Origin of the sequence: Allobosea sp., assembly GCF_030694325.1 — a bacterium.
Classification (GTDB): Bacteria; Pseudomonadota; Alphaproteobacteria; order Rhizobiales; family Beijerinckiaceae; genus Allobosea.
Map to the genome: position 1 here is coordinate 1 of NZ_JAUXYO010000221.1, position 11,441 is coordinate 11,441.

The 11,441-nt window shown below is 68.8% G+C and carries 11 protein-coding genes; 6 read left to right on the plus strand and 5 right to left on the minus strand.

Annotated elements, in window-relative coordinates; genetic code table 11:
* The 3 genes from atpA to Q8M82_RS14720 form a co-directional block, all read right to left on the minus strand.
* Nucleotides 1–914: F0F1 ATP synthase subunit alpha (gene atpA, locus Q8M82_RS14710; protein WP_305692086.1), on the minus strand; the 914-nt coding region annotated here is incomplete at its 3' end.
* On the minus strand, nucleotides 914–1,483 hold the full coding sequence (locus Q8M82_RS14715) for a F0F1 ATP synthase subunit delta (protein ID WP_305692087.1): 570 nt from the start codon (nucleotides 1,481–1,483) through the stop codon (nucleotides 914–916). The genes Q8M82_RS14715 and atpA, both read right to left, overlap by 1 nt.
* 239 nt (nucleotides 1,484–1,722) lie before the next feature.
* Nucleotides 1,723–3,909 (minus strand): primosomal protein N', encoded by a 2,187-nt coding sequence (locus Q8M82_RS14720; RefSeq protein ID WP_305692088.1) that lies wholly within the window; start codon nucleotides 3,907–3,909, stop codon nucleotides 1,723–1,725.
* 106 nt (nucleotides 3,910–4,015) lie between these two features.
* Between Q8M82_RS14720 and Q8M82_RS14725 the strand changes: the two genes are divergently transcribed.
* On the plus strand, nucleotides 4,016–4,366 hold the full coding sequence (locus Q8M82_RS14725; protein WP_305692089.1) for a hypothetical protein: 351 nt from the start codon (nucleotides 4,016–4,018) through the stop codon (nucleotides 4,364–4,366).
* Nucleotides 4,367–4,436: 70 nt separating this feature from the next.
* The gene (locus Q8M82_RS14730; RefSeq protein WP_305692090.1) at nucleotides 4,437–5,363 is read left to right on the plus strand and encodes a tyrosine recombinase XerC; all 927 of its coding nucleotides are present in this window, start codon (nucleotides 4,437–4,439) and stop codon (nucleotides 5,361–5,363) included.
* Nucleotides 5,364–5,375: 12 nt separating this feature from the next.
* On the opposite strand, the gene Q8M82_RS14735 is transcribed toward Q8M82_RS14730, so the two are convergent.
* Nucleotides 5,376–6,764 (minus strand): amidase, encoded by a 1,389-nt coding sequence (locus tag Q8M82_RS14735; RefSeq protein ID WP_305692091.1) that lies wholly within the window; start codon nucleotides 6,762–6,764, stop codon nucleotides 5,376–5,378.
* Between the two features lie 139 nt (nucleotides 6,765–6,903).
* On the minus strand, nucleotides 6,904–7,647 hold the full coding sequence (locus tag Q8M82_RS14740) for a GntR family transcriptional regulator (RefSeq protein WP_305692092.1): 744 nt from the start codon (nucleotides 7,645–7,647) through the stop codon (nucleotides 6,904–6,906).
* A gap of 184 nt (nucleotides 7,648–7,831) precedes the next feature.
* Here Q8M82_RS14740 and uxaC point away from each other — a divergent pair, with 184 nt between their 5' ends.
* The 4 genes from uxaC to Q8M82_RS14760 all read left to right on the plus strand — a co-directional run bounded on the left by uxaC (nucleotide 7,832) and on the right by Q8M82_RS14760 (nucleotide 11,289).
* Nucleotides 7,832–9,235 carry a glucuronate isomerase gene (gene uxaC / locus Q8M82_RS14745; protein WP_305692093.1) on the plus strand — a complete coding sequence of 468 codons (1,404 nt, stop codon included), beginning with the start codon at nucleotides 7,832–7,834 and terminating at the stop codon, nucleotides 9,233–9,235.
* A 121-nt stretch (nucleotides 9,236–9,356) separates the two neighbouring features.
* A complete protein-coding gene (gene kduI, locus Q8M82_RS14750; RefSeq protein WP_305692096.1) occupies nucleotides 9,357–10,193 on the plus strand; it encodes a 5-dehydro-4-deoxy-D-glucuronate isomerase in 837 nt (278 codons plus the stop codon).
* Entirely contained in the window at nucleotides 10,193–10,951 is a 759-nt protein-coding gene (kduD, locus tag Q8M82_RS14755) for a 2-dehydro-3-deoxy-D-gluconate 5-dehydrogenase KduD (protein WP_305692094.1), read from the plus strand. The genes kduI and kduD overlap by 1 nt, the downstream gene beginning before the upstream one ends.
* Nucleotides 10,948–11,289, plus strand: a complete 342-nt coding sequence (locus Q8M82_RS14760) for a cupin domain-containing protein (RefSeq protein WP_305692095.1) — start codon at nucleotides 10,948–10,950, stop codon at nucleotides 11,287–11,289. Before kduD ends, Q8M82_RS14760 begins: the two co-directional genes overlap by 4 nt.
* Nucleotides 11,290–11,441 lie beyond the last annotated feature (152 nt).

An 11,441-nucleotide genomic window follows, 5' to 3' on the forward strand; every position in this document is an offset into this window, starting at 1 on the left:
AGGCGCGAATGCAGGTAGAACACGTCGCCAGGATAGGCTTCGCGGCCCGGCGGGCGGCGCAGCAGCAGCGACATCTGGCGGTAGGCGACGGCCTGCTTGGAGAGATCGTCATAGATGATGACGGCGTGCATGCCGTTGTCGCGGAAATACTCGCCCATGGCGCAGCCGGCGAAGGGCGCCAGGAACTGCATCGGGGCGGCGTCCGAGGCGGTCGCCGCGATCACGATCGAGTACTCCAGCGCGCCGCGCTCCTCGAGCACCTTCACGAACTGGGCGACGGTCGAGCGCTTCTGGCCGATCGCGACATAGACGCAGTAGAGCTTCTGGCTCTCGTCCGTGCCTTCGTTGTTGGCCTTCTGGTTCAGGATCGTGTCGAGCGCCACGGCGGTCTTGCCGGTCTGGCGATCGCCGATGATCAGCTCGCGCTGGCCGCGACCGATCGGGATCAGGGCGTCGATCGCCTTCAGGCCGGTCGCCATCGGCTCGTGCACCGACTTGCGCGGGATGATGCCGGGTGCCTTGACGTCGACGCGGGCGCGCTGGGTCGCCTTGATCGGGCCCTTGCCGTCGATCGGGTTGCCGAGCGCGTCGACGACGCGGCCGAGCAGCTCCTTGCCGACCGGCACGTCGACGATGGCGCCGGTGCGCTTGACCGTCTGGCCTTCCTTGATCTCGCGGTCGGAGCCGAAGATCACGACGCCGACATTGTCGCTCTCGAGGTTGAGCGCCATGCCGCGCACGCCGCTCTCGAACTCGACCATCTCACCGGCCTGGACCTTGTCGAGGCCGTAGACGCGGGCGATGCCGTCGCCGACGGAGAGAACCTGGCCGACCTCGGTGACGGAGGCTTCGGACCCGAAATTCGAAATCTGGGCCTTCAGGATCGCGGAGATTTCAGCGGGGCGGATTTCCATCAGCCGACCTCTTTCATGGCAAGACGAATTGAATTGAGCTTGGTTTTCAGCGAGGCGTCGACCATCCGGGAGCCCATCTTCACGACGAGCCCGCCGATCAGCGACGGATCGATCTTGATCGCGACATCGACATCCTTGCCGGCGACGGCAGCGAGCGCGGCCCGGATCTCGTCGACGCGCTTGGGCGCCGGCGTCTCGGCCAGCGTGACCTCGGCGCTGACGATGCCCTTGGCCTCGGCGACGAGCGCCTTGTAGGCGGCGATCATGCCGGGCAGCGCGAACAGGCGGCGCTTGCTGGCGACGAGGCCGATGAAATTGCCGGCCAGACCGGTCAGGCCGGCCTTGGCGAGCACGGCCTTGATCGCGCCGGTCTGCTCCTCGGCCGAGAAGGCGGGGCTGCCGACGAGGCGCCGCAGATCCTCGCTTTCGGCCAGCATTGCCGAGAAGCTGTCGAGATCGGCGTTGACGGCATCGATGGCATTGGCCTCGCTGGCCAGCTCGAACAGGGCCGTGGCGTAGCGACCGGCCACGCCCGAAACCAGTGATCCTTGCGATCCGCCTTCAGCCACGCGTCAAATCTCTCGTTTCATGGGACCGCCCCGGCGGCCTTCTGACGAAGGCGGAGTGCAAGGTCCCGGCGCTGCGATGTATCACGGACGTGAGGCCGGCAAGACGGCTCCGCGACCTAAATGTGGCGGTGCACTAGCATGTGGTTTTGGGGCGCGCAATCCGTTGATGCCGATAGAAGGCGCGGTTCCGCCTGTCTTTTCCGCCGCCGCCGGACGGAACCCTCGCCAGGCTCGCCGCCTCAGAGGAAACTCTGCGGATCGACGTCGACCGCCACCCGCACCGAGCCCTTGGGCTTGCCCGCCCGCCTCAGCCAGGCGCGCAGATAGTCCTGCAGGTTCACGTCGCGCCCCGTCCGGACGATCAGCCGCATGCGGTGGCGCCCGCGCAGCACGGCGAGCGGTGCCTCGGCCGGGCCGAGCACGACGACACCGTCGGGCGGCTCGGCGCAGCGCGCCAGCGCCCGGGCATGCGCCTCTGCCTCCGCCTGGTTGTTGGCCGAGATGATCAGCGCTGCCAGCCGCCCGAAGGGCGGCAGGCCTGCCGCCTCGCGCGACGCCGTCTCTGCGGCATAAAACCGCTCCGGATCGCCGGAGATCAGCGCCTTGAGGACCGGATGGGCCGGGTCATGCGTCTGCAAAAGCGCCCGGCCAGGCCTTTCGCCGCGGCCCGCCCGGCCGGTCACCTGCCGCAGCACCTGGAAGGTCCGCTCCGCCGCGCGCGGATCGCCCGAGGTCAGGCCGAGATCGGCATCGATCACGCCGACCAGCGTCATGCCCGGGAAGTTGTGCCCCTTGGCGACGAGCTGCGTGCCGATGACGATGTCGAACTCGCACGACGCCACGGCCATCAACTCGGTCTTCAGCCGCTCGGTGCCGCCGGGAAAATCGCTCGACAGGACGATGCCCCGCGCCTGCGGGAACAGCGTCGCGACCTCCTCGGCCAGGCGCTCCACGCCCGGGCCGCAGGCGCTCAGACTGTCCTGCGCATGGCATTGCGGGCATTCATGCGGCCGGCGCTCGACATGCCCGCAATGATGGCAGACCAGCGCACGGCGGAAGCGATGATCGACCAGCCAGGCCGAACAGTTCGGGCACTGAAAGCGGTGCCCGCAATCGCGGCACAGCGTCAGCGGCGCATAGCCGCGCCGGTTCAAAAACAGCAGCGACTGCTCGCCGGCCTCCAGATTGGCGGTCATCGCCTTCGCCAGCGTGTCCGAGATCCAGCGCCCGCGAGGGGGCTTGTCCTGACGCAGATCGACCAGCCCCAGCGTCGGAAGGGTGCGCCCGCCGAAGCGCTCGGGCAGCTTGAGATGGGTGTAGCGCCCACGCTCGGCATTGACGCGGGTTTCCAGCGAGGGCGTCGCAGAGGTCAGGATGACGGCTGCGTTCTCGATGCGGCCGCGCACCACCGCCATGTCGCGGGCGTGATAGGCGACGCCGTCCTCCTGCTTGTAGGCGGCCTCGTGCTCCTCATCGACCACGAGCAGGCCGAGGTCCTTGTAGGGCAGGAACAGCGCCGAGCGCGCGCCCGCCACCACCTTCGCCTCGCCGCTGGCGATCGCCGCCTGCAGCCGCTCGCGCCGGCGCCCGGTCACGGCCGAATGCCACAGCCCGGGCCGGACCCCGAAGCGCGCCTCGAACCGGTCGATGAACTGCGCGGTGAGCGCGATCTCGGGCATCAGGATCAGGCTCTGGCGCCCGAGGCGGATGGCCTCGGCCACGGCCTCGAAATAGACCTCCGTCTTGCCGGAACCGGTCACGCCTTCCAGCAGGGTCACCCCATAGGTCGCGGCCCTGACCGAGGCGACCAGCGCCTCCGCCGCGGCGGCTTGATCCTCCGACAGGGCCGGGCGGGCATGGTCGGGATCGGGCATGGCCGCCACCGCTTCGCGCGGCAGCGGCTCGACCGCGAAGGTCCCGGCATCGACGAGGGAATCGATCACCGCCGAGCTGACCGAAGCCGCTTCGGCGAGCGCGCTCTTGGCGGTCAGCAGCCCGCCTTCGGCGGCTGCAATCGCCCGAGCCCGCGCCGGCGTCATCCGCGCCGGGGGCGCGCCCACGAGTCGGATGCCGAGCTTCGGGCGCTCGGGCCCGTCCTCGGGCGGTCGCCGGAGCGCCAGCGCCAGCACGGATCCCTTGGGGGCGAGCGTGTACCAGGCGACCCAGTCGACCAGCTTCATCAGCGCGCCGTCCAGCGGCGGCATGTCGAGCCTGGCCGTCACCGCCTTGAGATTGCCGCCGCGACCAGCGCCGCGCTCCCAGACGACACCGACCGTCTGGCGTGGCCCGAGCGGCACCTGCACGACGTCGCCCGGCGCGAGTGAAAGGCCAGGCGGCACGGCATAGCTGTAGGCCTGATCGAGCCCAAGCGGGATCAGCACCTCGACCGTGCCGCCATCCTCCGCCCGCTCCGCTTCGCCGCTCATCGCCCGTGCCTAGCCCCTGCCCGCCATGGCGACAACCGCCTGCCTTACCGGGGCCGCGATCGCATGATGTCTGCCGCTCTCCCGGCCGAAAGATCCGAGCCCACCCATGCCGTTTGCCTCCCGCCGCTCGACCGTCGCCCTCTTCGGCGCCGCCCTGCTCGCCACCTCGGCGCTTCCCGGGCAAGCGCAGCCGAAGCCGCCCGAGAACTGGCCGGCGATCAAATGCGAGCGCTACACCAAGGCCTACGGGGACGCGCTGTCGAAGCTGGGGCGGAAAGGGCTGGGTCAGGAGTTCCTCGACTCCCACGAAGCCTTTCTCGCCTCCGGTTGCAGCATCAAGGGCGAGGTCTGCCCGCGCAGCGCCGAGGAGCTCAACCTTGCGAACATCATGGTCGTCATGGGGATGAATCAGGGCATGGCCAGCACCTTCATGCCCTTTGCCTGCCCGAAGCGCTGAGGCCGCCGCTTCGCGAGGCGTTAAGGTTGCGCCGTCATGCTCCGGGCCGACCCGAGGCACAGGCTGCTCCATGACCGATTTCGACACCCTCGCCCGCGCCTGGCTCGACCATCTCGCGCATGAACGCCGGCTCTCGCCCAAGACATTGGAAGCCTATTCCCGCGATCTGCGCCAGTTCGCGGCCTTCCTGACCGAGCATCTCGGCGGGCCCGCAACCGTGGCCGACATTGCCGCGCTCAAACCAGCGGATTTGCGCGCCTTTCTCGGCCGCCGCCGGCGCGAGGAGGTCGGCAACCGCACGCTGATGCGCCAGCTCGCGGCGCTGCGCTCCTTTGCCCGCTTCGGCGAGCGCACGGGCAGGCTGACCGCCGCCGCCTTCGCCGCGACACGCGGCCCGCGCATCGGCAAGGCCCTGCCCCGCCCGCTGGAGGCGCGGGCCGCGCGTGCCGTGACCAAGACCGAGACGCGGGCCGGCGATGTCCGCGATCCCTGGATCCTCGCCCGCGACGCCGCCGTGCTGTCGCTGCTCTATGGCTGCGGCCTGCGCATCTCGGAGGCGCTGTCGCTGACCCGCGCCCAGGCGCCCGCCAGCGCCGGCGATACGCTCACCGTGATCGGCAAGGGCAGCAAGACCCGCATGGTCCCGGTCCTGCCCGTGGTCGTCGACACCATCGCCGCCTATCTCGCTTCGTGTCCCTGGCCGCTGCCGCCGGAAGGGCCGCTCTTCCTCGGCGCCAAGGGCGGCCCGCTCTCGCCGCGCATCATCCAGCTCACAGTCGAGAGCCTGCGCGGCGCCCTCGGCCTGCCCGATTCAGCCACGCCGCATGCGCTGCGGCATTCCTTCGCCACCCATCTGCTCGGCCGCGGCGGCGATCTCCGGGCCATCCAGGAATTGCTCGGCCACGCCTCGCTCTCCACGACGCAGATCTACACCCGCGTCGATTCCGCCCGGCTGATGGCGGCCTACGACGCCGCCCACCCCCAGGCGGGTCGCTGAGGCCACCGGGACTCAGCCCGCGGCGGCCGGATAGGCGGGCAGCGGCGGGCGCAGCCTTTCCCAGGCCCGTGCCAGCCGCAGCACGCCGAGATCGTCGAAGCGCCGCCCGGTGATCTGCAGCCCGATCGGCAATCCGCCCGCGGTCATGGCCGCGGGCACGGCGATGGAGGGCTGGTCGGACATGTTGGCCGGCAGGGTGAAGACGATGTGTTCGAAGGGCCGGTCCGGATCGTGGAGGGGCGAGGCGAGTTCGGCGGCGTAGCTCGGCACCGGCGCGACCGGCGACAGCACGAAATCGAAGGGCGCGCTCTGCCTGAGCGCCGCATCCTTGATCGCCAGCATCTGGCTCATCCCACGATAGACGCGTTCGCCCGAAAGGCCGTCGCCCCGTTTTGCCCAGGCGAAGATGTAGGGGAGCACCTTGGCCTGCTTGTCCGGCGAGAGCGCGCCGATATCGGCCCAGGCGCGCTGGCTCCAGAAATCGTCGAGCCCGTCCAGCATCGCCCGCGTCATGAAGGCCGGCGCCTTTTCGACGATCGCGCCGGCCGCGGCGAAGGCTTTGCCCGCCGCCTCGATGGCCGCCTTGGTCTCCGGCTCGACGGGGATGCCGATACCCGGATCGAGCTGGAGGCCGATCCGCAGCCCCTTCACATCCAGATCGAGCGACAGCCAGTCGATCTCCTGCGGCGGCAGGCTCATGCCGTCGCGCGCGTCGGGCTTCGCGATCTCGCGCATCATCAGCGCCGCATCCGTGACCGTCCGCGTCATCGGGCCGGCGACGCGGCCATAATAGCTCGGGTCGATCGGCACTCGGCCGAAGCTCGGCTTCAGCCCGACCAGCCCGCACCAGCCGGCCGGCAGGCGGATCGACCCGCCGATATCGGTGCCGACATGCAACGGACCGTAGCCGGCGGCGCCCGCCGCACCCGCTCCGGCTGAGGAGCCGCCGGAATTCTTCGTGATGTCCCAGGGGTTGCGGGCGAGATCGTGGAAGCTCGACAAGCCGGAGGACAGCATGCCGTAATCCGGCATCGTCGTCTTCGCCACCATGACGAAGCCCGCCTCCCCCAGCCTCGCGGCGACGGGAGCATCCTCCACCATCGGCGACAGGTCGCGCGCGGCGGTGCCGATCGGCATGGGCGTACCCTTGGTCGCGATGTTCTCCTTGATCGTGCCCGGCACGCCGTCGAGCGGCAGCGGCTCGCCCTTCATCCAGCGGGCCTCGGATTCCTTCGCCGCCCGCATGGCCGCCTCGGGATCATAGGCGTAGAGCGCGCTGATCCGCGGCTCCCACTGCTCGATCCGGGTGATCACCGCCGCCACCGCCTCGACGGGTGAAAGGGTCCGGGCGCGGTAGGCGTCCAGCAGTTCGGCGGCGCTGAGATCGGCGGGGCTGGACATCGGCATCATCCTCGGCAGGCAGGGCGCAGCAGAGCCATCATCCATGGCACGGCTGATGGACACGGCCGCCCTGCGGGGCGCAACCCGCGCCGGACCTGGCCGCATCACGCCGCAAGCAAACGCCGCGCCGGATCGGCCCTCAAGCGAAATAGTCGGGATGCTCCGCCTTCAGATGCACCAGGTCTGGCAGCAGCGTGCCCAGATGCTTGCGCATCGCGGCGACCGCGGCCGGGCCGTCATGACGGCGGACCGCATCGACGATCGAGAGATGCTCGCGGATCACCATCGCCATGCGCCCCGGCACCGGCAGCGTCATCCGCCGGCAGCGGTCGATCTGGCTCTTGGCCGCATGCGCGATCTTCCAGATGCCGGGATAGCCTGCGACGAGAGCCAGGTCCTCGTGGAAGTCCTCGTCCGCGCGATGAAAACTCTCCTGGTCGCCCGCCTCGAAAGCCTCGTGCTGGCGTGCGATCGTGGCGTCGAGCCGGCTGATCGCCTCGGGCGTCGCGATCCGCGCCACGAGATCCACCGTCGCACATTCGAGCGCCTGCCGGATGAACACCGCCTCGGGGATCGCCTCGCTCGGGATTCGCGCGACGAAGGTTCCGGCCTGCGGTAAGATCTCGAAGATGCCCTCCTCCATCTGCCGGATCAGCGCCTCGCGAACCGGTGTCCGGCTCATGCCGAAATGCGCGGTCAGCTCCTTCTCGACCAGCGCCGCGCCGGGCACGATTTCCATGGCTAGGATCGCGCGCCTCAGCTCGTCCTGCACCATCGAGGCCGCCGTCGAGCGTCCGGCCGGGAGGGCGCCCAGCGGCTGGCGCCGCCTCTCGCGGCGCACGGGATCGGCACTGACTTTGGGCGGGAGCGTGACCTGCGACATCGCCTTGCCTCATTGGGCCGGTGGGCCGGGCGGCCCTGCCGGAGGACGCGCCGGCCGCATGGCGACGGCGCCCTTCGGCGGATAGCACGGGCGCGGGTGACGTACTAGTATATTAGTATATTGACCGATCCGCGCAGTCGCGCCTATGGTCCGCCGGTTGATCCGATGGGAGCGTCCGGACCAGATGTTGCTGCACGATGATCGCCTGTTTCCCGCCGACCCTGTCACGCGCGGCATCGCGCGGCGGCTCTATGCGACCATCCGCGACCTGCCGATCATCTCGCCGCATGGCCATACCGATCCGCGCTGGTTCGCGGAGGACCAGCCCTTCGCAGATCCCTCGACGCTGCTGGTGAAGCCGGACCATTACATCTTCCGGATGCTCTACTCGCAGGGCGTGCCGCTTGAGATGCTCGGCATCCCGCGCAAGGACGGAGCGAAAGTCGAGAGCGACCCGCGCGCGATCTGGAAGCTCTTCGCCAGCCATTGGCATCTGTTCCGGGGTACGCCGAGCCGGCTCTGGTTCGAGCACGCGCTGTCCAGCGTCTTCGGCATCAACGAGCGCCTGTCGAGCGACAATGCCGAGCGCCTCTATGACCGCATCGCCGAAAAGCTGCAGGAGCCGGAGTATCGCCCGCGTGCGCTGTTCGACCGCTTCGGGATCGAAGCGATCTCGACCACGGAAGGCGCGCTCGACGATCTGAAGTGGCACGACATGATCAGGGCCTCGGGCTGGAGCGGCAAGGTCGTCACCGCCTATCGGCCCGACAGCGTCGTCGATCCGGAGTTCGAGGGCTTCGCCGGAAATCTCGAGCAGTTCGGCGCCCTGACAGGCGAAGACGTCATGAGCTGGAGCGGCTATCTCGCCGCCCATCGCCAGCGCCGCGACTATTTCCGCCAGCGCGGCGCGACCTCCTCCGACCATGGCCACGCCACGGCCCGCACGGCGAACCTGTCCAAGACGGACGCCGAGGCGCTGTTCGCCAAGGTCGTCGCCGGCAAGGTCTCGGCCGAGGAGGCTGATCTTTTCCGCGGCCAGATGCTGACAGAGATGGCGAAGATGAGCCTCGATGACGGGCTCGTCCTGCAGATCCATCCCGGCTCCTCGCGCAACCACAATCCGCGCCTGTTCGAGCGCTTCGGCCGGGACATGGGCGCCGACATTCCCGTCCGGATGGAATATGTCGCTGCCCTGAAACCCCTGCTCGATGCGGTCGGCAACGAGCGCAACCTGACCGTGATCGCCTTCACGCTCGACGAGACCACCTATTCGCGCGAACTCGCGCCGCTCGCCGGCCACTATCCCGCGCTGAAGCTCGGGCCGGGCTGGTGGTTCCTCGATGCGCCCGAGGCCATGCTGCGCTTCCGCGAACTGACGACGGAGACGGCAGGCTTCTACAACACCGTCGGCTTCAACGACGACACCCGCGCCTATCTTTCGATCCCTGCGCGCCACGACGTCGCCCGCCGCTGCGACTGCACCTATCTCGCCAAGCTCGTCGCCGAGCACCGTCTCGACGAGGACGAGGCAGCCGAGGTCGCCCATGACCTCGCCTACCGCCTGGCCAAGGAGGCTTACAAGCTGTGAGCCCCGTCGCCGCCCACCAACTCCGTCATTGCGAGCGCAGCGAAGCAAGCCAGAGCCGCGTGCTCGACGCCTCCCTGGATTGCTTCGTCGCTGCGCTCCTCGCAATGACGATGGAGACCATCTGATGATCGACGAACGCCAGGCCGCCCATCCGCGCGACGTGAAGGGCTACGACACCGAGACCCTGCGCGCGGATTTCCTGATCGAACGCATCTTCGTCCCCGGTGAGATCACGCTGACCTACAGCCATTACGACCGCATGATCGTCGGCGGCGCGACCCCGACGGCACAGCCACTGAAGCTTGAGCCCTATCCGCCGACCGGCACGCCCTTCTTGCTGGCGCGGCGCGAGCTCGGCGTCATCAACATCGGCGGGGCCGGCCGCGTCACCGTCGACGGCCAGGCCTTCGATCTGCCGAATCTCGACGCGTTTTATGTCGGGCTGGGCGCCAGGGACGTCTCCTTCGCCAGCGCCGACGCAGCCAACCCGGCCAAGTTCTACCTGACCAGCGCGCCCGCCCATCGCGAGGCACGCCACCAGCTGATCCGCAAGGAGGACGCCAACACGATCCATCTCGGCTCGTCGGAGACCTCCAACAAGCGCACCATCCGGCAATACATCATGCCCAACACCACCGGCACCAACCAGCTGGTGATGGGGATGACGGCGCTGGAGCCCGGCTCGGTCTGGAACTCCATGCCCTGCCACACCCATACGCGGCGGATGGAAGCCTATCTCTACTTCAACCTCGACCCGGCCCACCGCGTCTTCCACTTCATGGGCGAACCGACCCAGACCCGCCACCTCCTCGTCGCCAATGAGCAGGCGGTGATCTCGCCGAACTGGTCGATCCATTGCGGCTGCGGCACCTCGAACTACGCCTTCGTCTGGGCGATGGCCGGCGACAATGTCGAGTTCACCGACATGGACCCCGCCCCCGTGGACAGCTTACGCTGATGGCCTCGCCCTTCGACCTCACCGGCCGCAAGGCCCTGGTCACCGGCGCCAATACCGGCATCGGCCAGGGCATTGCGCTGGCTCTGGCGCAGGCCGGCGCCACGGTGGTGGCCGCCGGGCGCTCGGACCTGAGCGAGACGCTGGCACTGATCGCGGAAGCCGGCGGAACCGCTCATGCCCTCAAGGTCGATCTGCAGGAAAGGGAGATCGCGCCGCGCGTCATCGCTCAGGCTGAAGCTCTCGCCGGCCCGCTCGACATCCTCGTCAACAATGCCGGCATCATTCGCCGGGCCGACGCGCTCGACTTCAGCGAGAGCGACTGGGACGAGGTGATCAACGTCAACCTCAAGGCGACCTTCTTCCTGGCGCAGGCCTTCGCGAAATCGGCTGTCGAGGCCGGGCGCGGCGCCCGCATCGTCAACATCGCCTCGCTGCTGTCCTTCCAGGGCGGAATCCGCGTCGCCTCCTACACCGCCAGCAAGAGCGGCCTCGCCGGCCTGACCAAGCTTCTCGCCTGCGAATGGGCGCAGAAGGGCATCAACGTCAACGCCATCGCGCCCGGCTATATCGAGAGCAACAACACGCAGGCCCTGCGCGCCGACGCAGACCGCAACCAGGCGATCCTCGCGCGCATTCCTGCCGGCCGCTGGGGCAAGCCCTCGGATATCGGCGGCGCCGCCGTGTTCCTCGCCAGCGACGCGAGCGCCTACATGCACGGCGCCATCATCCCCGTCGACGGAGGCTGGCTCGCACGATGACCGATCGTCTGAATTCCTTTTTCCAGCTGGCATCCGACATCGCCTGGGAGCCGACCGAGCCCGGCGTCAAGCGCAAGATCATGGCCTATGGGCCCGATCTGATGGTCGTGCGGGTGGTCTTCGAAGCCGGCGCGGTGGGCAAGGCGCACCAGCACCCGCACCGGCAGGCGTGCTATGTCGAGAGCGGCGTCTTCGACGTCACCATCGACGGACAGACCCAGCGGCTGTCGGCCGGCGACACCTTCTTCGTCCCGGCCGACCTCGTCCACGGCGTCACCGCGGTCGAGGCCGGCCAGCTGATCGATTCCTTCACGCCGATGCGCAGCGAATTTCTCTAGACGAGACCGCCAGTTCTCAAGCCGAGACCGCCCTGCCGGCCACCGCCGGCTGGGCTCCCATCACGGGACAAGAACGACCGGAAAAAAGTCCGGCGAACCAATAACGGGAGAGACAACCTTGACGATCACGAAAAGGACTTTTGGCCTGCTCG

Bases quoted from the DNA above. Each gene is read 5' to 3' on its own strand.
- Q8M82_RS14725 (WP_305692089.1), top strand. From the start codon at position 4,016: ATGCCGTTTGCCTCCCGCCGCTCGACCGTCGCCCTCTTCGGCGCCGCC.
- Q8M82_RS14720 (WP_305692088.1), bottom strand. From the start codon at position 3,909: ATGAGCGGCGAAGCGGAGCGGGCGGAGGATGGCGGCACGGTCGAGGTG.
- Q8M82_RS14760 (WP_305692095.1), top strand. From the start codon at position 10,948: ATGACCGATCGTCTGAATTCCTTTTTCCAGCTGGCATCCGACATCGCC.
- Q8M82_RS14730 (WP_305692090.1), top strand. From the start codon at position 4,437: ATGACCGATTTCGACACCCTCGCCCGCGCCTGGCTCGACCATCTCGCG.
- Q8M82_RS14740 (WP_305692092.1), bottom strand. From the start codon at position 7,647: ATGTCGCAGGTCACGCTCCCGCCCAAAGTCAGTGCCGATCCCGTGCGC.
- uxaC (WP_305692093.1), top strand. From the start codon at position 7,832: ATGTTGCTGCACGATGATCGCCTGTTTCCCGCCGACCCTGTCACGCGC.
- Q8M82_RS14735 (WP_305692091.1), bottom strand. From the start codon at position 6,764: ATGTCCAGCCCCGCCGATCTCAGCGCCGCCGAACTGCTGGACGCCTAC.
- kduD (WP_305692094.1), top strand. From the start codon at position 10,193: ATGGCCTCGCCCTTCGACCTCACCGGCCGCAAGGCCCTGGTCACCGGC.